Below are 21,128 nucleotides of genomic sequence, written 5' to 3'. Positions count from 1 at the left end.
ATTTATAGCACAGGTGCCCGCATCCGGCTACTGTGTCGCGGCGGTTCAGGAGGGCAGTGAAATGTGGTGGTAGATGGGCCAGCTAAAAGTAAATTGCGCGCCGCCCAACTCGCTTTGCGAGCAGCTGACTTCGCCGCCGAACGCCTGGGCTATTGAATGCACAATGGCCAGCCCCAGGCCACAGCCGCCGGTGGCGCGATCGCGGCTGGGATCGAGGCGGACAAAAGGTTCGAACACACGCTGGCGCTCTTCGGGCGCAATACCAGGACCATCATCTTCCACGGTCATGCTGGCCTGCGAGCCCTGGCGCTGTAAGGTGACTCTCACGGTTTGCTGGCTGTAACGCAGCGCATTGTTTACCAGATTATCCAGCACGCGTTCCATCAGACGCATATCGAGCGCGCCATACTCTTCACCCGGCGTGGTGCTCAGCAACAGCGTGTGTTGCGGGTTCATGCTACGGGCATCATCCATATAGCTGTGAAACCAGGCGGGCAGATCCGGGGTGGTGAGTTTCAGCTCGGTTTGCGGGCGATCGAGCCGGGCATAGGTCAGCAGTTCTTCAATTAATGCTTCCAGTTGCCCAATATCACGGTTCAGCGCCGCATGCTCGGTTTCACTCAGGTTATCGCTCATCTCCAGCCGGTAACGCAGCCTGACCAGCGGCGTGCGTAGCTCATGGGCAATACCGTCAATCAACTGTTTTTTACTGGCGATCAGCGCATTGATGTTATCGGCCATCTGGTTAAAGGCGATGCCGAGCCGCTCAAAGCTGGAGTTACTGTCGAAATGAATACGTTCCTCAAGATGGCCTTCACCAAAACGCTGCGCGGCAGATTCCAGCCGCAGCATCTCCTGCCAGTGCGGGCGCATCCAGATAAACACCGGAAAAGCGAGTGAGATGGCAATCAGCGCCATCAGCGACATATCCAGCAGCCGCGTCTCATGCAGGAAAAAGAGATAGGGCACCGGGCCGACAGCCAGCACGTAATGGCTGCGGGGAATGCGCTGGATAAAGGTATATTCAGAATCCAGCGCCACAATATCGCCTTCGCGCAGCCGTTGGGCTGCGGGTTCTTCAAGGGTGAATTTATTCATCGGTTCAATGCGCAGATTGAACGACAAATTCAGATCCAGCTCCTTCAGCGTCTTGGCCCATTGATGCGGCGGGATCTCGCGCAGTTCGCTGCGCATTAAATAGAGGGAGCTTTTCATCAGGTCGTCCAGCGACTGACGTCCCGCGCGCTCGGCGGTAAATTTGTAAACCAGACCCACCAGCATCGTCATGACCAGAAAACAGACGAACAGCAAAAGGTAAAACTGGACGAACAGTTTTTTCATCGTGACACCTGGTTAAGAGCTTCAGTTGTCCCACGCGTGCGGCGCGAACAGGTAGCCTTTGTTACGGACGGTTTTGATGCGATAAGGTTCGGTGGCGCTGTCGAGCAGCTTTTTCCGCAGTCGGGAGATCGCCACATCAACGCTGCGATCCATACCGTCATAGCTGACGCCGCGCAGGTTTTTCAACAGCGCATCCCGGTCCATGATCTGTCCGGCGTGGGTTGCCAGTTCCCACAGCAGCTCGAAATCCGCCGTTGAGAGCGAAACCTGCTCGCCTGCCAACATCACCTGGCGGTTAACCGGATCGATCGACAACGTGCCGAAGCTGATGGCTTTATGCTGCTTCAGCGACGGGGTCGCGGGTTCCGCCGCGACACCAGTGCGCTGTCGCAAGTGCAACCGCAGCCGGGCCAGCAGCACCGCAGGTGGCGTGGTTTTGAGGATGTAGTCGTTTGCGCCCATCTCCAGCGACAGAATATGGTTCATATCACTGTCGAGCGAGGTGAGCAGCACAATCGGGCCATTCCACTGGCTTCGCAGGTCGCGGCACAGCGTCATACCATCTTTACCCGGCAGCATAATATCCAGCAGCACCAGCTCCGGTTTCTCGCGGGCGATCACCTCTTCGGCGCGATCGCCGCGGGGTTCGACAATGACATCCATATCGTGTTTGCCCAGATAAGCCGCAATCAGTGCGCCGACTTCCGGGTCGTCTTCCACAAAAACGATCTTATTCATATGCCAGTGTTATCGATAAAAACGTAAACATACACCGCCTTGCGGTAAGCTGCCATTACTCTTTTCTAAACGATATGCGCTCAGTTATGCTGTAGGTCGTTGTTGTTAAAGTATTAAAGGGAAAATTATGGGGTTGTTTTTTAAAGCCGCGCTGGGCGCGCTGGTGGTGCTGTTGATCGGCGTATTAGCAAAAACAAAAAATTACTATATTGCCGGGCTGATTCCCCTGTTCCCGACCTTTGCGTTGATCGCCCACTATATCGTCGCGACCGAGCGCGGCGTGGAAGCGTTGCGCACTACCATCGTGTTCGGTATGTGGGCGATCATTCCCTATTTTGTCTATCTACTGTCGCTGTGGTATTTCACCGGTATGATGCGCGTCTGGCCGGCGCTGGGCTGCGCAGTCTTGTGCTGGTGCCTCAGCGCCTGGCTGTTAATTTTTGTCTGGAGCCGAACCCATTAACGCACCAGCATCCAGGTTGCCGGAACAGCGGCAATCAGCAGCAGGCCGATCAGCGCTTTTTCCCGCTGTTTCAGCGCGTCGGTCATTTCGTGCGTGCGACGGGCATACATAAAGACCAGCAGGCCTGGGGCGTAAAGCACCACGGAGAGTAGCAGGTGCATCGGCCCGGAGGCGTACAGCAACCACAGCCCGTACAGACAGGCACCAATGGCGACCGCCTGATGCAGCGGGCGACGGGCCATTTTCAGCAGGAAGGCGCCGACGAGGAAGTAGGGGACCAGAATCATCTCGGAGGCGATGGTCAGCAGCGTGTTGTAATCCGAGCCGGTAAGCCAGATCAGCACCAGGCATACCTGCACGCTGCTGTTGGTCAGCCACAGCGAGGCGGCTGGCGCGCTGTTTTTATTCTGCTGCGCAAAAATCCGCGGGAAGGCTTTATGCGTTGCCGCCAGCAGCGGAACTTCGGCGGCCATAATGGTCCAGCTCAGATATGCGCCGCAAACGGAGATAATCAATCCGGCGGCAATCACCACTTCACCCCAGCTACCGAGCAGCTTGACCATCAGCCCGGCCATTGATGGGTTGCGCATTTCGGCCAGTTCCGGACGTGGAACCACACCGAGCGAAAGCAGGGTGACCAGCAGGTAGACCGTCAGCGCCGCCAGCACCGCCAGCAGAGTGGCGCGACCGACATCCTGTTTATTACGCGCTCTGGCTGAGACGACTACGGCGCCTTCCACACCGATAAACACCCACAGAGTGATCAGCATGGTGTTTTTCACCTGTTCCCAGACGGGAACACCGAGCGCGATGCCGCTGAAGTCCAGGCGGAATTTGTCGAGGTTAAAGGCCAGTGCCGCCAGCACGACAAATAATCCAAGCGGCACCAGTTTCGCCAGCGTGGCAGCGAGATTAATGCTTGCCGCGGTCTGCACGCCGCGCAGGACCAGCGCGTGAACAATCCACAGCAACGCAGACGCACCGAGGATCGATTGCCAGGTATTGCCATCGCCAAACAGACGCAGCGTGGGAGTATCGGTAAAGAAACTCAGCGCGGAAAAGACAATCACCAGATAAGAGACGTTAGCAATCACCGCACACAGCCAGTATCCCCAGGCCGAGCAGAAGCCGATCAGCTCGCCGAACCCTTCGCGGGCGTAGGTAAAAATACCGCCATCCAGATCCGGACGGATACGGGTCAAAATCAGCATCGCAAAGGCGAGCAGCAGTATTCCTGCGCCAGTGATCGCCCAGCCGATGATCAACGCCGCCGGACTGGCGACTTCCGCCATATTCTGCGGCAGGCTAAATACGCCAGCGCCGAGCATGGAGCTCAAAACCAGCGCAGTTAAAGCGCTAAGGCCTAGTTTTTTTTCCATTGTTATCCTGTCAACAAATACGGCTAATCCAGAATAATTATTTTGCCGTGGCGCATAAATATGGTGGATATCACTGAGGCGCGGGATTTTACGGAGTGTCGTGAGGGCATGCAATGCTGTCGGTGACAATTTTGCGAAAAAGCGGGAAAAAAGCGAAAAAAAAGGCGGCCGTAGCCGCCTGATTCAGGAATGCGCTTACTTGTAGAGATCGGCGCTGATGGTCATGTTGTTGCCGCTTTCTGACCACTGGCGCGTGATGTGGTAATACTTCGCGCCTTTCTGCGCGGCGCGTTTAGCAACCTGATAGGAGATTTCCGTCATGTTGCCGTAGTTGCCGGTAAACTTGATGCTGTCGAACGGTACCATCTGCGCAGCCGTGATCTTGTTCAGTTCTTCGACTTTAGTGCCGTCAGGTAACGTGACACTGTAACGCCCGCCGGATGTGGATTGCGTTTCAAAGAAACGGCCAACGCCCACGCCCGGAGTTGCATCGCTGGCAACGCCCGGGATTTCCACTTTCTTCGCTTCTTCACCGCCTTTAGCCAGCGCAGCGCGGCCCGCCTCGGAATCACGCGGAATCGCATCGGCACTCTGGATAACGCGTTTTTTGGCGTCAGCTTTATAGATGAAAGCGGTGATCATCTGATTGCCGCCCTGGTTCGCATCGACCTGGCGAACAATATAGAAAGACGCGGCGCCTTTTGCGCTGGCGGCTTTGGTGATGGCGTCGTTAACTTCCGGCTGCGTGCGGTAGAAGCCCTGAACGGTGACGGTATCGTACGGCTCAAGCGCGATGGCAACATCTTTCGGTAATTCTGTTACGCCGTTGATCACGCGGAAGGCCGGACGTTCTGCTTTTGGTGCGTCGGCTTTATAAAGATCGGCGGTGACGCGCTGGTTGCCGCTGTTGCCCGCATCAGAGGTATCTACAACGTAAAATGCCGCTGCGCCTTCTTTATCCGCGCGTTTGGATGCCGCGTCGACGGCATCGCCAATGGCATTAAAGCGACCGGTAATGACGACGCGATCGTAAGGTTTTACTGCCGCTGCTTGCTCCGGTGTTAACTCCGTGGCCGCGTTCGCTGTCATCACTGTGGCAGATAAAAGAGCTGACGCCAGGAGGGTGTACTTAAGCTTCATAAAAATAGTCCTTCGCCTTGCGCAAACCATAAACTGGTGTTGTTGTTGGGAAAACGTCGGTGATTATTGCATTTAAACAGCGCTACTGTCTGCGTCATTTTTCACTGACTGTGCGGTGAGGAGGCAAATAATGATAACCTTTAGTGATATGTTGAAAAAACAGACGCTTGACCAGCAAAAGCGATATAGCATACAACTTTTAACGTTAATACATTGTTAAATGGCGACTCTTCGCTGGAGATTAATCGTGTTTTGCCGCTTCGCTTGAGCGGAATATCGGCCTGTTATAGCGAATTTAAGGAAAATAACCCTGCCAGAATCCCTCTACCATTCATATTCGCGGATAAAAGCACAATTTCTCTTTTTCGGCTGTGGATCACAGGCGTTATTTTCAGTAGGTTATAGAAAGTTTGTTACTGTTTTATTTTCCGGGGCTTTTGTGAAAACAGAGGTATAACGCCTTCGGGACGACTGACAAACCATCATCTAAATCCGATGGAAGGGAAAACTATGCGTATTGGTGTACCTAAAGAACGGTTGGCCAATGAAACCCGCGTTGCGGCGACACCGAAAACGGTCGAGCAATTGCTTAAATTGGGTTTCAGCGTTGCGGTTGAAAGCGGCGCGGGCAAGCTGGCAAGTTTTGATGACGATGCGTTTACTCTGGCAGGGGCAACGATAGTCGATAGCAGCAACGTCTGGCATTCCGACGTGATCCTGAAAGTGAACGCGCCGGACGATGAAGAGATCGCGCTGCTCAATCCAGGCACGACGCTGGTCAGCTTTATCTGGCCTGCGCAGAATCCTGCGCTGATGGAGAAGCTGGCGGCGCGCAACGTGACCGTGATGGCGATGGATTCCGTACCGCGTATTTCGCGCGCGCAGTCGCTGGATGCGCTCAGCTCAATGGCGAATATCGCGGGTTACCGCGCCATTGTTGAAGCCGCGCATGAGTTTGGTCGCTTCTTTACCGGGCAGATCACTGCGGCAGGGAAAGTGCCGCCGGCAAAAGTGATGGTTATCGGCGCGGGCGTGGCCGGTCTGGCCGCCATCGGCGCCGCCAACAGCCTTGGCGCGATTGTCCGTGCGTTCGACACCCGCCCGGAAGTGAAGGAGCAGGTGCAAAGTATGGGCGCCGAATTCCTTGAACTCGATTTCGAAGAGGAAGCGGGCAGCGGCGACGGCTACGCAAAAGTGATGTCCGAAGCCTTTATCAAGGCGGAAATGGAACTGTTTGCCGCGCAGGCGAAAGATGTCGATATCATCGTCACTACCGCGCTTATCCCTGGCAAACCGGCACCGAAGCTGATTACTCGTGAAATGGTCGATTCCATGAAGCCAGGCAGCGTGATCGTCGATCTGGCGGCGCAAAACGGCGGTAACTGCGAATACACCGTGCCGAATGAAATCAGTACCACGGCCAACGGCGTAAAAGTGATTGGTTACACCGATCTGCCAGGCCGCTTGCCGACGCAGTCCTCCCAGCTTTACGGCACCAACCTGGTGAACCTGCTGAAACTGCTGTGCGTGGAAAAAGACGGCAACGTAGTGGTCAACTTTGATGATGTCGTGGTGCGCGGTGTCACCGTCGTTCGCGACGGCGAAATCACCTGGCCGGCTCCGCCGATTCAGGTTTCCGCGCAGCCGCAGGCAGCGCCGAAAGCGGCAGCAGCGCCGAAAGAAGAGGCCAAACCGGTCTCGCCGTGGCGTAAATATGCGCTGATGGCGCTGGCAATTATTCTGTTTGGCTGGCTGGCGGATGTCGCGCCGAAAGAGTTCCTCGGCCACTTTACTGTCTTCGCGCTTTCTTGCGTGGTGGGTTACTACGTGGTGTGGAACGTGTCGCACGCGCTGCATACGCCGCTAATGTCGGTAACCAACGCAATTTCCGGCATTATTGTCGTCGGCGCGCTGTTGCAGATCGGCCATGGCGGCTGGGTCAGCTTCTTAAGCTTTATTGCGGTACTGATTGCCAGCATTAATATTTTTGGTGGTTTCACCGTCACTCAGCGCATGCTGAAAATGTTCCGGAAGAACTAAGGGGTAACAAATGTCTGGAGGATTAGTTACTGCTGCATACATTGTTGCCGCGATCCTGTTTATTTTCAGCCTGGCGGGGCTTTCTAAGCATGAAACCTCCCAGCAGGGCAATAACTTCGGTATCGCCGGGATGGCAATTGCGCTGATCGCCACCATCTTTGGCCCGGATACCGGCAACGTTGCCTGGATTCTGGTGGCCATGATCATCGGTGGCGCGATCGGTATTCGCCTGGCGAAGAAAGTTGAAATGACCGAGATGCCAGAACTGGTCGCGGTGCTGCACAGCTTCGTTGGTCTGGCGGCGGTGCTGGTCGGCTTTAACAGCTACCTGTACCACGATGCGGGCCTGGCGCCGGTGCTGGTGAACATTCATCTGACCGAAGTGTTCCTTGGCATCTTTATTGGTGCGGTGACCTTTACCGGTTCCATCGTGGCGTTCGGCAAGTTGCGCGGCAAGATCTCTTCTAAACCGCTGATGCTGCCGCATCGTCACAAAATGAACCTTGCGGCGCTGGTTGTCTCTTTTGTTCTGCTGCTGGTGTTTGTGCGTACCGATAGCGTCGGCCTGCAAGTTCTGGCACTGCTGCTGATGACGATCATCGCGCTGGTGTTCGGCTGGCATCTGGTGGCGTCCATCGGCGGCGCGGATATGCCGGTGGTGGTTTCCATGCTGAACTCCTACTCCGGTTGGGCGGCGGCGGCGGCGGGCTTTATGCTCAGCAACGACCTGCTGATCGTGACCGGTGCGCTGGTCGGTTCGTCGGGTGCGATCCTCTCTTACATTATGTGTAAGGCGATGAACCGCTCCTTTATCAGCGTAATTGCCGGTGGTTTTGGTACCGACGGTTCTTCATCCGGCGGTGATGAAGAAGTGGGCGAGCACCGCGAAATCAACGCGGAAGAGACAGCCGAGCTGCTGAAAAATTCGCACTCGGTGATCATCACCCCGGGCTATGGTATGGCGGTGGCGCAGGCGCAGTATCCGGTGGCGGAAATCACCGAAAAACTGCGCGCGCGCGGCGTGAAAGTGCGCTTTGGTATTCACCCGGTTGCCGGGCGTCTGCCGGGCCATATGAACGTGCTGCTGGCGGAAGCGAAAGTGCCATACGACATCGTGCTGGAAATGGATGAGATCAACGATGATTTCGCCGATACCGACACGGTGCTGGTGATCGGTGCTAACGATACCGTTAACCCGGCCGCGCAGGACGATCCGAAGAGCCCCATTGCCGGGATGCCGGTGCTGGAAGTGTGGAAAGCGCAAAACGTGATTGTCTTCAAACGTTCGATGAACACCGGCTATGCTGGCGTGCAGAACCCGCTGTTCTTCAAAGAGAATACGCAGATGCTGTTTGGCGATGCCAAAGCCAGCGTCGATGCTATTCTGAAAGCGCTGTAAGTTATACCGCTTATAAATACCGCTCCCCGGAGCGGTATTTTTTTGCCCGTAACCGGTATGAGCACAGCGACTATACTTCTTTCTTCATGTTCTTATGTGGAGGAAGGATGACGTTTTTGCCTCATTTTGACTTTATATCCTTATTGATGTCGCCCGCATTCTGGGCGGGTCTGGCGACAGTGGTAGTGGTCACGTTGGTGGTTTACTGGCTGTTTACGCGCTTACTGAAGATGGTGATGAAGGGGGCGCACAACTGGAGCGAGAAACAGCGCGGTGTTGGCAAAATGCAGCATGTGCTGGTTGATATGCTCAGCCGTACCAGTCAATTTCTGCTCTTTATTGCTGCATTACTCTTCAGTCTGCGTTTCATCGATCTCCCCGACCGCCTGTTTAACACCCTCGGACACGCCTGGTTTTTAGTGCTGGCGATTCAGATTGCCATCTGGCTTGATCAGGGCGTGGTGTCGTGGATGCGCCATTTGATGTATACGCCTGGCGCAAGCCGAAACCCGGTGACCATGGTGATTGCCGGTTTGTTACTGCGCATGATGCTGTGGACCATCATGCTGTTGTCGATTCTGGCGAACGCGGGGGTCAATATCACCGCGCTGGTAGCCAGCCTCGGCGTGGGCGGTATTGCGATTGCGCTTGCTGTGCAGACTATCCTCAGCGACGTTTTTGCCTCGCTCTCCATTGGCTTCGATAAGCCCTTCGAAATTGGCGATTTCGTGGTGTTTAACGATGTTGCCGGCACCATTGAACATATTGGTCTTAAAACCACGCGTATTCGCAGCCTGAGCGGCGAACAAATCGTCTGCGGCAATGCGATTTTGCTGCAACAAACGCTGCATAACTATAAGCGCATGCAGACGCGGCGTATCGTTTTCACCTTCGGGCTGGCCGTTAGTACGCCACCGGACAAACTGCGGAAAGTGAGTGAAATGGTGCGGGCCATCATTACCGATGTGGGTGAAACGAAGTTTGACCGCGCACATTTTCAGGGATTCGCCGCCGATCGGCTGAATATTGAAGTCGTGCATATCGTCAACACGGCGGATTACAACAAGTACATGGATATTCAGCAGGAAATCAATATCCGCATTATGGAAAAGCTGGCAGAAGAGGGGATCGCGCTGGCGCTGCCGTGTGTGGTGGTAAAAGGTGGGCTGGCGGTAGAAAATCCGGCGGCTGAGCAACGCGGTGAACAGGCAGTATAAAAAAGCCGCCTTGCTGAAGTGAACCCCGAACGTTGAATACGTCAACAAATGGGGTTCACTTCATGGCGGGTTTTTATTTAATCGTCTTCTTCGTCCAGTTCGATCGGGCTTTGGTAATCATCCGGTTTGATGACCAACAGGTCGCAGCGCAGATGATCGATCACCTGTTCGGCTGTATTACCGAGGAACGCCGCAGAAATCCCGGTTCGCCCGATGGTACCCAGTACCACAATCCCGGCCTGTAAGTGCTCGGCCAGGTCCGGGATCACCTCTTCCGGTAACCCTTTCTCTACATGCGTTAATTTTTCATCAATGCCGAATTTCTGCCGCAGCGCTTTCATGGCCAGCAGATGCTGACCCCGAATCGCGTCGTTGTACACGCTGGGATCAAATTCCGGCAGTTCGATGGCGATATTGATTGGTGTAACGGGATAAGCGCCGACAAGATGCACTTCGGTATGGTTGACCTGTTCGGCCAACTGCAACGTCTCTTTGACCAGTTTTTCGTTCAGCGAATTGTGGTATAGCTCTTCACTGGCGAGATTGACCGCCACCACGGCGCGACCGCCTTCCGGCCAGGGCTGATCTTTGACCATCCATACCGGGCAAGGACATTTGCGCAACAGATGCCAGTCCGTTGGGGTGAAAATCACCGATTCCAGCCGATCGTGCTGGTGGGTCATTTTCAGCAATAAATCATGACCGCCGGAAATCACTTCCTGGATGATGGCCTCGAAGGGACGATTATGCCACACCACTTTGATCTCAATCGGCACGCCCGCATCAATGTAGAATTTCGCCTGCTCACGGATCCACGCGGTACGCTGGCTGATAACGCCTTGCCGCATAGCGGTGCGTTCATCGGGGGACAGAAGGGTGGTCATTTCGTAAGAGAAATCATAGATTGGCAAAAAGGCTTTAATGCGGCCACCAATCCGTTGATGCAAATACACAGCACGCCGTAATGCTGGCTGATCGTCCTGGTTAGGGTCGATGGCGACCAACATGTTTTGATACTTAGCCATACAGGGTCTCCTTACATCTGTCACCACAGTCTGTAAATAAAAGATAACCTATAAGCACTGAATGAAACAGGGAAAACCTTTTGCCAGATCAATAAATCACGAAAATTACACAGTCCGGCAAAAGGTCTGAAGGCAGGAGAAAAAACTCAGGCGACGTTGCGCGCGTGGCCAGCCAGCTGCGCCAGCATATCGCTGTTTTCAATGGTGATATATTTCCCTTTCACCGCCAGCATTCCGCTCTTCTGGAAACGACCGAGCAGACGGCTAATGGTTTCTACCGTCAGTCCCAGATAGTTACCAATATCGCCACGGGTCATGGTCAGACGGAATTCACGCGGTGAGAAGCCACGCTGGGCAAAACGACGCGAGAGATTGTAGATAAACGCCGCCAGACGCTCTTCGGCATTTTTCTTCGACAGCAGCAGGATCATATCCTGATCGCCTTTGATCTCGCCGCTCATCAGACGCATCATCTGCTGACGCAGGTTCGGCATTTTGCCGGAGAGATCGTCCAGCGTCTCAAACGGGATTTCGCAGACCATCGAGGTTTCCAGCGCCTGTGCAAAGCTGGGATGATGAGCGGTACCAATCGCGTCGAAGCCGACCAGATCGCCCGCCAGATGGAACCCGGTGATCTGCTCGTCGCCCTGTTCGGTAATGGTGTAGCTCTTAATCGTACCGGAACGAATTGCGTACAGCGATTTCAGTTCATCCCCTGCTTTAAACAGCGTCTGACCTTTCTGGATGGGCTTTTTACGCTCAATAATGTTGTCGAGCTGATCCAGCTCGTGCTCATTGAGAGTAAAAGGGATACAAAGCTGGCTAATGCTGCAATCCTGGCAATGGATTGCACATCCGCCTGACTGAATGCGTCGTATAATTCGCTTTTCCGGGATCATAGGTCTGCTCAAGCCGTAATTGATATTTGTCAATTTTAACATCTTTTTCTTGAGCACGTAAGCCTGGTAAAACGTCAATTCACGATTATTAAAACAGGCGGGCAAGCAGCAACAAGATGAATCTACATCATCTCGTTGAAATTCCTTCACTTCGCTAAGGATTTTATCGCAATGCTTCCTGATAAGAAGCCTTTTTATGCGCTTTTTCTCACAATAGCAGGTAGCCTTCGTGGCGTAACAGCCACTCTTTGCGCTGTACGCCGCCCGCATAGCCGGTCAGGGTGCCATTGCTGCCGATGACACGGTGACAGGGTACGACAATACTGACCGGGTTTGAACCATTGGCGGCTCCCACCGCCCGCGCCGCCGTTGCGCGTCCCAGCGTTTTTGCCAACTGGCCATAATGCACCACCTGGCCACACGGGATCGTGCGCAACGCTTGCCATACCTCGCGCTGAAAGGGGGTACCGGCGGTCGCCGTGGGGAGGGTGTCGATAACAGCCAGATCGCCGTCAAAGTAGTCCTGCAATTTCTGGCTTAATCCACCAGGATCCGTTGCGGCGATGCGCTGATAGCCTTCACCGCGATAATGAATATCCAGTAGCTTATTCATGCGATCGCTGTGCTCTTCCCACTCTACGGCGCGCAGATGAAAATTTTCGTCGCACACTATCCATAGCGGGCCAAGCGGGGTGGATATTTTGTCCTCAAGTAACGTTAACATTTGGCGTCCTTATCCGCGGCAAAGTTTGCCAATCCTAGCAGACGTCTTGCAGTGCCACCATACCCCAAAAGTACGTTTATTCCGCTATGTCAAGGCGGGAAGCAAAATAATAAACAGAGAATGTCTCGTTATTTAATAGATCATATATTATCTCTTTCCAGGGATAAAAAAATAGAGCCTGCCGACATCCGTCAGGCTCTACAGTACACACAATGACGCTTCCTTTCGTTATTTCCTGCAGTGTCCTCCGTGTGCGGTAAATATAGTTATAGCGGTGCTTAAAAATATTTCCAGCATGAAATGGTGATTGATTTCACGATATTTTAACTAAAATCCAGGTCGCTTCTTTGATAATAATTTGCGTTAAGTTCAATTAATACTTGCAGATTTATTATGGTTATTTTTACTGCAATTAAACAGGCGAAAGCATTAACTGTTTGTCAGACTTAAGGTAAATCCTCGCGGGCCATTGTGGGGGCGCTGTACGCCCGTTATAGTACATAAGCAGAAGTTGATGGAGGACTGCCTGATGAACCCTGACGACAAATCGCTTTTTCTTGACGCCATGGAGGACGTTCAGCCCCTGAAGCGCTGTGCAGATGTACACTGGCAGCGAACACCTAATCCTCGCGCGCAGCAGCGTATCGACACCCTGCAGCTCGATAATTTTCTCACCACCGGTTTTCTTGACATTATTCCTCTCGGTACGCCACTGGAGTTTAAACGCGAAGGGTTGCAGAACGGCGTGCTGGATAAGCTACGGCAGGGGAAATACAGCCAGCAGGCAAGCCTTAATCTGCTACGCCAGCCGGTTGAGCAATGCCGTCAAATGCTGTTCCGCTTTATGCACCAGGCGCGGCTTGATGGTTTGCGTAATGTACTCATTATTCATGGCAAAGGGCGGGAAGATGGCTCGCATCCGAATATTGTGCGTAGTTATCTGGCGCGCTGGCTGACCGAGTTTGATGACGTTCAGGCCTTTTGCGCGGCGCTGCCGCATCACGGTGGCAATGGTGCCTGCTATGTGGCGTTGCGTAAGTCGGAGCAGGCAAAGCAGGATAACTGGGAGCGCCACGCCAAACGCAGCCGCTGAGGGTCTGGCGTGATTTGTATGTTGCCTTTCGCTGGCGGGTTTTTGCACGGAACCCGCTGATTAATATAAGTGACTAATATCCGTCATTTTTGCCTGCGCTGGCGAATACTCCGACGGTCTGAATTTTATCCGCTGTCTGGCGATATTCTCGGCCTGCTGATGACCGCCCATAAAATCTCTGGCGTTTCGACCTTCAGTAATCCCGTAACGTCGTTTGTAGTAAAAATTAAATGTTTGGGGAATAACGCCGGAATAGTACTGGGCTGAATATTCAGCGGTGCCGCCCCGGGTTTTTATAAAATTAACGATAGCATTGCCAATATCGCTACTGGGTGAAGAACAGCGCAGGTAACTCTGTTTTCCATCGCCGCCAAAAACCACACCGTGCAGGCTTTTCATCGCGATCCCTTTCTGTTCCAGCGCGCACTGAATATCTTCCAGGTTCTGTTGCAGCGCCAGAGCTGTATCAAAATGCGCACATAGCAGATAATCGTGCTGATCGGATAATGCATACAATCCCAAACAACTTTGTACCGCTGGCATAGAAAGGTCTAAACCTTCGCGTTTAAAAATACCATATTGTCCTTGAAATACGACGACTCTCATCTCAGTAGCTCCATTACGTAGTGAATATTATTTTTCAGATCCACAAATCTTTTTAATAATACAAAGAGTATGATTTTTGTCGCTTAATAAGAATAATATTTATGTCTTTTTTCTCTTAAATAAATAGATTGAAAGAACGTCTGTGTGAATCTATCGGCAGCGTTTTTTATTTGACGATCGGTATATCAACGTAGCGTGTTGTATAACCTGGCGATAGCATTTCCCGCTTCATGGTCCAGCTTTTTTGAATGCCTTGCCCGGCAAACCAGACGGTGCCTCGTGGGAACAGCCAGCCTGCCGCTGGCCTGCGAGTCACAGAAGGTTTTATTTTCGTCATGTGAGCTGGTGCTTATAAAAACGCTTATTACGCAGCAGCGTTTTCTTTCAGCCCGGTGTTTCTCCACCGCGCGCTCCGCATAGGCGCATACCGCCTGATACATATCGTTATATTGAGTGATGCGGTGACCAAATGAGCGGCTACAGATGATCTGCTGAACTTCGACCTGTTCCACGCTTTAATCGTGAGCGCCAGCACACTGCGTGACGATTTATCCCCCAGGCCTTAAAAAAACAATAAAAACGTATTCATGATCAAAAAACATCCTCTGCCGGTAGTTTTACAGTGAGATTATTCTTAAGAATATAGGATATTTCATATGGTTTTTTCGTCAGCCAGGGAAGAGCAGGGTGAAACACTTCCTCCCTCTTTATCAGCCTTACCCGTGTCCTTTTCTCGTGAAGAATGGATAGCCACAGGGATCTGTCTTCGCGACTTTTTTGCTTTCCCGCAATCAGGCTCGCTGGCTGAAATCAGTAACAGACTCCGGGATTTGTGCCTGCCCTATCCGGGGTTACCCGCAATCCCTACCTCCGGGGACTGGCTTGAGGTCGAATACGATTTTAATCGGCTATTTGTAGGTCCCATGGCTTTGCTGGCTCCGCCTTATGCTTCCGTATATCTGCATACAGAGCCGCAAGTCATGGGGAAAAGTACGCTCGAAATACGCAAGTGTTATCACGAACTGGGTTTCGAAGTTTCACTGGAAAATAAATTTCCTGATGATTCAATTAGTTATGAGGTTGAGGCCTGTTTGCTACTGGTATCGTTACCTGAACTGACGCCAGAACAGAGAGAAGTACTGAGCTGGCTGACGCATCAGCACCTGAGTAAATGGTTGCCGAACTTTATTACCCGTATCAAAGCCCATGTATCAACGCCGCTGATTGCCTCAGTTGCTGACGTACTTTCGCTTTGGTTTTTCGATTTACAGCGGAGAATTCTCCATGACTGACACACCTGATTCCCCCGCCAGGCGGCGCTTTATCAAAAACCTTGCCATCGCAGGCGTTGCTACCAGCCTGCCAGGCGGTCTGTTGATCCCTCGCCGGGCTGCAGCACAGCCCCCGATACCTTACAATCCTGATAACTACACCCTTTATCGAAATTCCTGTCCCCGCAATTGCTATGACACCTGCAGCCTGAGAACTCACGTTAAAGACGGTGTCATCCACTATATTGACGGAGCAAAAGAGTCGACTTTCACGCATGGTCAACCCTGCATAAAAGGTTTGACCTATCCCCGCCGGGTCTACAGTCCTGACCGGATTAAATACCCAATGATTCAGGATGGGCGAGGCTCCGGTAAATGGCGCCGCATCTCCTGGGAAGACGCAATGGAACGCATTGCCAGCAAAATTCTGGAGATTAAAAAGAAAGATGGCTCGCTTCTGGGGCTGGGTCTCACGAAATATTCAGGTAATTTGGGCATTCTGAATTACGGTGTTGAAGGCATGATGTCCTCGCTGGGTTACACCACCCGTTTTGTCGGCACTCCCTGCTGGCCTGCAGGAATTGATGCCCAGAGCTATGACATGGGGGATATGTGGTGTAACGATCCCGAAGATATGGTCAAGTCCAGGTACATCATTATCTGGGGCGCTAACCCTGCCTGGTGTTCCATGCATAGCATGAAATACATCTATCAGGCGCGGGAGCGTGGAGCCAGAGTGGTTGTTATTGATCCCCTCCTGACGCAGACAGCAGCCAAAGCAGATTTGTACTTGCGGATAAAACCAGCCTCCGATGGCGCGCTGGCGCTGGGTATGGCTCGCCACTTATTAGACAACGGTCTGGTGGATAAAGACTTTACTACCCAGTATGCCGTCGGTTTTTCTGATTTTGCACAGTATTTAGAGGAAAACATCACCCTGGAGTGGGCAGCGGAGCAGTGTGGCCTTCCTGCCGACACCATTCGTCAGCTTGCAGAAGATTTTGCTGCAGTAAAACCAGCGACTATCTGGATCGGTTACGGTATGCAACGCCATATCAATGGAGGCGCAAATGTGCGTGCCATTGATGCACTGGTCGCCATGACGGGGAATATCGGTCTGGAAGGGGGAGGCGCACGTTATGGTCACCTTTATACCTGGGGATTCAATTATCACGCCATGCTGCAAAAACAACCTGAGGGATCGGTTGGGTTTACTGGGCAGAAAGGACCAAAAGGTGAGTTTGATTTTGCGGCAAAAACGGAAGCCAGCTATACCGACCGCAGTGTGAATATAAACAAAACCGCCCAGGCGATACTGGACACGAATGATCCGCCCATCCGTATGTTGTGGGTGGCGTGTAAGAACCCCCTATCACAGGATTTTGATCATAATAAAATGCTTAAGGCTTTCAAAAAGCTGGAGATGGTGGTGTGCGTGGACCATTTTTTCAATAAAACCGTGGAGCAGGCCGATATTGTTTTACCTGCCACAACTCAAATGGAGGAGTGGAATGTCTCGGTATCGTACTGGCATTACTGGTTAACCATTAACCAGCCGGCGATTAAACCAATGTATGAGTCGAAATCGGATATTGAGATAGCGGCGGCTCTATCCCGAACAATGAATCGCTTGTCCCCGGGCTCCTGTACATTCCCGCAGGAGATTGACAGTAAAGAGTGGGTAGCGAAAGAATTTAACGATGGGATCTACAAACTGTTTGGTATCTCATCCTGGGAAGAGCTGCTCAATGGTCCTGTCAAAGCTAAACTGCCACATCCTGCGGCCTGGCACGACTTCAAGTTCAAAACACCATCCGGTAAATATGAATTTGCTTCGGCGCTGAGTCAGGAGAACGGCCACTCACGCTTACCTGAATATAAACCAGGCAGGGCGAAGACCCATCCATTCCAGCTTTTTACTCCTCATGCATTATTTGGCATCCATTCACAGTTCATTAATCTGGACTGGATGAAAGTGTTTTACCCGGAACCATTTGTTTACCTCCATCCCGCAGCGGCACAACGCAAAGGTATCAGGGAACTGGACTGGGTTCGTGTCTTTAATGGCATTGGTGACGTAACTGTCAGGGCCAGACTTACCACGAACGTACCGAAAGATATGCTGGTGATGTATGAGGCCTGGTTCCCGAAAAAGAGTTTTAACGTTCAGAATGTGGTCGACGATACCTCATCAGATATGGGGCAAATGAAAACCGGTTCACCGGGTTCCGCCATCCATTGTCAGTTTGCTGATATAGAGTTAACAACAATGTCAGCACAGGATAAATCGGTACAAGGAGCAAAAGCATGAGACGTGCATTCTTGGTCGATAGTGAAAAATGTATCGGGTGCCGTGGCTGTGCCATGGCCTGTAAAAGTTTTAATCAACTGGAGCCGGATCTGTTCTGGCGCTATGTCTACCCCCTGGGGAATTCCATCTATCCGCACGAAGAAAGGGCTTTCTACTCGCTGGCATGCAACCACTGCGAGCATCCCGCCTGTCTGGATGCGTGCCCGGTTGAGGCCTATACCCTGCGCGAAGATGGTATCGTCGTACATGATCCTGCTCGCTGTATAGGCTGTAAAAACTGCCTGCGCAGTTGTCCTTATGGCGCCCCCAGATTTAACGAAGTCACTCATAAAGCTGAAAAATGCAGTATGTGTTATGAGCGGTTAGATGCAGGTTTACAAACAGCCTGCATTGATGCCTGCCCTGTCGGCGCATTAACCATGATCGATCTGGATGGAGAGGGTGCCCCCGGAAATGCCATACAGTATCCCCCCGGCTACCCTGTTATGCCATCCCTGAACCCCGGGACCCGCTTCATTATGCCCCGCACACCGCATCAGGCTGGAGAATAATCATGGAACACTATGAGTTACCACTGGTTTTCTTTACATCGCTGAGCCAGACGTCTGTCGGAATGGCCCTGTTTCTTGCCTGGCGGCGCATTTATAACCGTGATATCCCGCAGCGCAGGTCATGGTTTATTACGGGCGTGGTTCTGGGCGTATCCCTGATTGGAGCAACCTTCCATCTGGCCGATCCGTTCCATGGCTATAACGCTTTTATCAACTTAAGACATTCATGGCTTAGCAGGGAAATTCTGGCAGCAAGCCTTTTTGCCGTAACGATTGCGCTGGCACTGTTCACCGATGGCAAAGTCGTGACCGTGATTGCAGCGGCAGTGATGGGGATCATTCTGATTGCAGTGCAGGGGCTGACATATGCAGCACCCGCAATGATCGCCATCAATAACGGGCTGCCGATGATTCTCTACCTGTTAACGGCATGGGTAATGGGGGCGGCAATGCTCCCGTTGCTGGATAAGTCTCCGGCACTTTCCCCCTTACGCCAGGGGCTGGTGTTGCTGATTCTGGCCATGGTTATCGCACCGGTTATCTGGCGCAGCGGTGGGACGATTGCACGTATGACCGCAGAACAATGGAGCACATCTCCTTTTTTCTGGTCCGGCTTAATCTGTTTCGCGCTAACGCTCGTCTTGTCCTGTCAGCGTCAGAAAGTGTCGGTTTCCATTGCAACGGTTATCATTGCACTTTCAGGTATTATCCTGAGTCGACTGACATTCTTTGGTGATACGGTGAGTACTATTATTAATATAGGTCAGCCGTACTGAGCCCGCATCAACCGGCTTTCTGAATTTATACCGGTCATATTTCCTGTGAAAAAGCCCCTGCATTGCTGCAGGGGCTTATATATATGATGCCGGGTGCCTCCCGGTAAGCCTTTGGGTAACCCCCCGTGGCTCGCTGCTTCAGTCGTGCATGATGAGCATTCCAGCAAAAGTGTCATCAGGTTAATTAGCCCCGCCGCTTAGGAGGATTCACCATAAAAGGCAAGATAGCATGAAGGGAATTAGAGCGATATCGACAATTTGTCAGTACGCAAAGAATGATTTTCACTTCTCAGGGTAAGCGCTTATAAAATTTTGAATGTGTTATAAAAAAAGCCTGCAGTTAGCAGGCGATAAAGGTTTTTTACTCATTTTTTTAGTTGTATCTGTTGAATAGGGTAAGTGAGCGTGCGCAATTAAATGTAAAGCAGAGAACTTAATGAAATGCTATAAATATTTCCTGGCAGCATCAAGTATCTCCTGTGAAGTCAATTCCCTGTCAGAAGCCACGTGAACAACACCATGATCTCCGGTCAAAGATGGAAAGCCTGCTGACATAATCCGAAGATGAGTTTCTTCACCGTTTGGATATTCCTGCTTAATAGAGGATATACCTTCAAGAACGGTCATGACCTTACAGGACTCAGCATTAAAAAAAACAAGGACTTTTATCATCTGTTGGTTTTTCCATAAGGCAATCTCTTCGATACAGGAAATAATTTTTTTGTGATCAACCTGCGCCTGCGCCGACTATGTGATATTTACAAAAATCTGCAATTTTCTTTTTTAATTTTGAAGGATGAAGAAAATTAAAACAAAGTAGAATCAAGGACGTGATGCTTTCGGAGGCTGCCTGGCCTCTTACGCACTTTATTATTTAACAAGCAGTTAGCTTCTGCTTTTAGACTTTTCATGCAGCAGACCTGCACTTCATCACATCGGTCAGCACACTCGTAGATGTGCAAAAATATGCTGACCTGATATTAAGAATAAACTGCCTTATCTACATTAATTTATGGATCTGTCTACTCAGGAGTAATCCGTCATCGTTGTCGCAGATCCACAAAGATTTATTTATCGCAAAGTATTACGTTTGCCGCAGCAGGACCTTTGTCTCCACTGTGTATTGCGAATTCAACTTTCTGCCCTTCAAATAAGGTTTTAAAGTTGTCTCCGTTAAGCGCTGAAAAATGAACAAAGATATCTTTGCTTCCATCAAGAGGAGAGATGAAACCAAAACCTTTGTCTTCGTTAAACCATTTTACAAGGCCTTTAATTCTTGAGGTCATACTGATTCCCGTTACAAATTATAATATTGATAGTAAACGTATAGTATTAAACGTATGGACTCAAAAGAGGGGATATCAGCGATAACGCCTGGTAATGAGGACTGCCCGGAAAATGTTTAACGTTCGTTTGTACATCGAACTGATGGGATTCATTAAGGCACGGGAAGTCAGAATAAGCAAATTATATTTTAGCCGTCCAGAGGGCCTGCAAGGAAAATTAAAAGTGGCAAGATAATTTTTTCAGGGTATAGTCTTTGCGTGTTTTCAATAAGGAATTGACTTGTCCCATAAAATGACAGGAATTGTCAAAAGTTTTGACATTCTCAGCGGTAAAGGTTTCATCACCCCTTCAGATGGCAGAAAAGACGTTCTGCTTCATATTTCAGCCGTTAATTCACGCGAATCGGAATTACCCATTCCCGGAAGCCGTATTGAATTTTGTCGGATTCACGGTCTCAGGGGGCCTGTGGCGGCGAACATCTATCTTTCCTGAATTTCAGTGCACCAAAATAAATAGATTAAAACTTAACCAAGTGTGATACGGTGAGGCTCATTCATTGAAAGGTTAATGATTATGTCCATTATCGATTACGCAATGAAACTCTTCAGCGGTGCTTCTACCGCCACTGCCGCCTGCCCTGTTTGTGGCTTAAAATCAGCTCAACCGGTGTCAAAAATCCGTGGCAATCAGGCCATGCTGTGCCCAGGGTGTAAGGCCCTGTTTATCTCCCGACGCTAGTCCGACCGAAAAACCTCAAACAGAGCCCATATTTTATACCTAAGTTAAATTCCAGCAGATGTTAAATCCCTGATGCCTTACGCCCATCCTGAGAGAACGTTTCTGAACTGATTTCGCAACTGCTCCTGCG

Annotated in this window: 21 protein-coding genes and 1 pseudogene; 11 read left to right on the top strand and 11 right to left on the bottom strand. The window is 51.4% G+C overall.

Annotated features, from left to right (window positions below; genetic code table 11):
- Window positions 1-45 precede the first annotated feature (45 nt).
- On the bottom strand, window positions 46-1,341 hold the full coding sequence (gene rstB, locus AWR26_RS14105; protein ID WP_064566774.1) for a two-component system sensor histidine kinase RstB: 1,296 nt from the start codon (window positions 1,339-1,341) through the stop codon (window positions 46-48).
- Between the two features lie 21 nt (window positions 1,342-1,362).
- Complete coding sequence (rstA, locus tag AWR26_RS14100) at window positions 1,363-2,079, bottom strand: two-component system response regulator RstA (RefSeq protein ID WP_064566771.1); 717 nt, start codon at window positions 2,077-2,079, stop codon at window positions 1,363-1,365.
- A 127-nt stretch (window positions 2,080-2,206) separates the two neighbouring features.
- Between rstA and AWR26_RS14095 the strand changes: the two genes are divergently transcribed.
- Window positions 2,207-2,542: a GlpM family protein gene (locus tag AWR26_RS14095; protein ID WP_064566768.1), complete on the top strand. Its 336-nt coding sequence runs from the start codon at window positions 2,207-2,209 to the stop codon at window positions 2,540-2,542.
- Here the strand turns inward: AWR26_RS14095 and AWR26_RS14090 are convergent.
- Both AWR26_RS14090 and ydgH read right to left on the bottom strand, forming a co-directional pair.
- Window positions 2,539-3,921 (bottom strand): amino acid permease, encoded by a 1,383-nt coding sequence (locus tag AWR26_RS14090; protein WP_064566765.1) that lies wholly within the window; start codon window positions 3,919-3,921, stop codon window positions 2,539-2,541. The two genes, AWR26_RS14095 and AWR26_RS14090, sit on opposite strands and share 4 nt — an antisense overlap.
- A gap of 195 nt (window positions 3,922-4,116) precedes the next feature.
- Window positions 4,117-5,061: a DUF1471 family protein YdgH gene (gene ydgH, locus AWR26_RS14085; RefSeq protein WP_064566762.1), complete on the bottom strand. Its 945-nt coding sequence runs from the start codon at window positions 5,059-5,061 to the stop codon at window positions 4,117-4,119.
- Between the two features lie 510 nt (window positions 5,062-5,571).
- Between ydgH and pntA the strand changes: the two genes are divergently transcribed.
- From pntA to AWR26_RS14070, 3 genes are all read left to right on the top strand, one after another.
- A complete protein-coding gene (gene pntA, locus AWR26_RS14080) occupies window positions 5,572-7,101 on the top strand; it encodes a Re/Si-specific NAD(P)(+) transhydrogenase subunit alpha (protein WP_064566758.1) in 1,530 nt (509 codons plus the stop codon).
- Window positions 7,102-7,111: 10 nt separating this feature from the next.
- Window positions 7,112-8,500: a Re/Si-specific NAD(P)(+) transhydrogenase subunit beta gene (gene pntB, locus AWR26_RS14075; protein ID WP_043953678.1), complete on the top strand. Its 1,389-nt coding sequence runs from the start codon at window positions 7,112-7,114 to the stop codon at window positions 8,498-8,500.
- Between the two features lie 107 nt (window positions 8,501-8,607).
- Entirely contained in the window at window positions 8,608-9,717 is a 1,110-nt protein-coding gene (locus tag AWR26_RS14070; RefSeq protein WP_064566754.1) for a mechanosensitive ion channel family protein, read from the top strand.
- Between the two features lie 77 nt (window positions 9,718-9,794).
- On the opposite strand, the gene uspE is transcribed toward AWR26_RS14070, so the two are convergent.
- From uspE to ogt, 3 genes are all read right to left on the bottom strand, one after another.
- Window positions 9,795-10,742 carry a universal stress protein UspE gene (gene uspE / locus AWR26_RS14065; RefSeq protein ID WP_043953676.1) on the bottom strand — a complete coding sequence of 316 codons (948 nt, stop codon included), beginning with the start codon at window positions 10,740-10,742 and terminating at the stop codon, window positions 9,795-9,797.
- A gap of 146 nt (window positions 10,743-10,888) precedes the next feature.
- Window positions 10,889-11,641, bottom strand: a complete 753-nt coding sequence (gene fnr, locus AWR26_RS14060; RefSeq protein ID WP_139227885.1) for a fumarate/nitrate reduction transcriptional regulator Fnr — start codon at window positions 11,639-11,641, stop codon at window positions 10,889-10,891.
- Window positions 11,642-11,849: 208 nt separating this feature from the next.
- Window positions 11,850-12,365, bottom strand: a complete 516-nt coding sequence (gene ogt, locus AWR26_RS14055) for a methylated-DNA--[protein]-cysteine S-methyltransferase (protein WP_064566750.1) — start codon at window positions 12,363-12,365, stop codon at window positions 11,850-11,852.
- A 529-nt stretch (window positions 12,366-12,894) separates the two neighbouring features.
- Here ogt and smrA point away from each other — a divergent pair.
- Window positions 12,895-13,458, top strand: coding sequence for a DNA endonuclease SmrA (smrA, locus tag AWR26_RS14050; protein WP_035889274.1), 564 nt, complete (start codon window positions 12,895-12,897; stop codon window positions 13,456-13,458).
- 60 nt (window positions 13,459-13,518) lie between these two features.
- Here the strand turns inward: smrA and AWR26_RS14045 are convergent, their stop codons facing one another.
- Together AWR26_RS14045 and AWR26_RS14040 are read right to left on the bottom strand one after the other, a co-directional pair.
- The gene (locus AWR26_RS14045) at window positions 13,519-14,064 is read right to left on the bottom strand and encodes a hypothetical protein (RefSeq protein ID WP_064566747.1); all 546 of its coding nucleotides are present in this window, start codon (window positions 14,062-14,064) and stop codon (window positions 13,519-13,521) included.
- Between the two features lie 166 nt (window positions 14,065-14,230).
- Window positions 14,231-14,558: pseudogene (locus tag AWR26_RS14040) on the bottom strand (DUF4113 domain-containing protein); the annotation flags it as partial.
- A 162-nt stretch (window positions 14,559-14,720) separates the two neighbouring features.
- Here AWR26_RS14040 and AWR26_RS14035 point away from each other — a divergent pair.
- The 4 genes from AWR26_RS14035 to AWR26_RS14020 are packed head-to-tail and all read left to right on the top strand — an operon-like array spanning window position 14,721 to window position 18,973.
- On the top strand, window positions 14,721-15,356 hold the full coding sequence (locus AWR26_RS14035) for a TorD/DmsD family molecular chaperone (RefSeq protein ID WP_064566745.1): 636 nt from the start codon (window positions 14,721-14,723) through the stop codon (window positions 15,354-15,356).
- A complete protein-coding gene (locus AWR26_RS14030; protein WP_064566742.1) occupies window positions 15,349-17,646 on the top strand; it encodes a molybdopterin-dependent oxidoreductase in 2,298 nt (765 codons plus the stop codon). Before AWR26_RS14035 ends, AWR26_RS14030 begins: the two co-directional genes overlap by 8 nt.
- Complete coding sequence (locus AWR26_RS14025) at window positions 17,643-18,197, top strand: 4Fe-4S dicluster domain-containing protein (RefSeq protein WP_064566739.1); 555 nt, start codon at window positions 17,643-17,645, stop codon at window positions 18,195-18,197. The genes AWR26_RS14030 and AWR26_RS14025 overlap by 4 nt, the downstream gene beginning before the upstream one ends.
- Window positions 18,198-18,199: 2 nt before the next feature.
- Window positions 18,200-18,973 carry a dimethyl sulfoxide reductase anchor subunit family protein gene (locus tag AWR26_RS14020; protein WP_064566736.1) on the top strand — a complete coding sequence of 258 codons (774 nt, stop codon included), beginning with the start codon at window positions 18,200-18,202 and terminating at the stop codon, window positions 18,971-18,973.
- A gap of 444 nt (window positions 18,974-19,417) precedes the next feature.
- Here the strand turns inward: AWR26_RS14020 and AWR26_RS25760 are convergent, their stop codons facing one another.
- On the bottom strand, window positions 19,418-19,645 hold the full coding sequence (locus AWR26_RS25760; RefSeq protein ID WP_035890158.1) for a hypothetical protein: 228 nt from the start codon (window positions 19,643-19,645) through the stop codon (window positions 19,418-19,420).
- Between the two features lie 395 nt (window positions 19,646-20,040).
- Complete coding sequence (locus AWR26_RS14015; protein ID WP_007374827.1) at window positions 20,041-20,259, bottom strand: cold shock domain-containing protein; 219 nt, start codon at window positions 20,257-20,259, stop codon at window positions 20,041-20,043.
- Between the two features lie 280 nt (window positions 20,260-20,539).
- Between AWR26_RS14015 and cspF the strand changes: the two genes are divergently transcribed.
- Window positions 20,540-20,752, top strand: coding sequence for a cold shock-like protein CspF (gene cspF, locus AWR26_RS14010; protein ID WP_071892700.1), 213 nt, complete (start codon window positions 20,540-20,542; stop codon window positions 20,750-20,752).
- 75 nt (window positions 20,753-20,827) lie between these two features.
- Entirely contained in the window at window positions 20,828-20,998 is a 171-nt protein-coding gene (locus AWR26_RS25755) for a YnfU family zinc-binding protein (protein ID WP_319636982.1), read from the top strand.
- Window positions 20,999-21,128 lie beyond the last annotated feature (130 nt).

The organism is Kosakonia oryzae, from assembly GCF_001658025.2.
GTDB classification, from domain to species: domain Bacteria; phylum Pseudomonadota; class Gammaproteobacteria; order Enterobacterales; family Enterobacteriaceae; genus Kosakonia; species Kosakonia oryzae.
The sequence above is the reverse complement of the archived record's forward strand: the minus strand, read 5'-3'. Positions and strand labels throughout refer to the sequence as shown.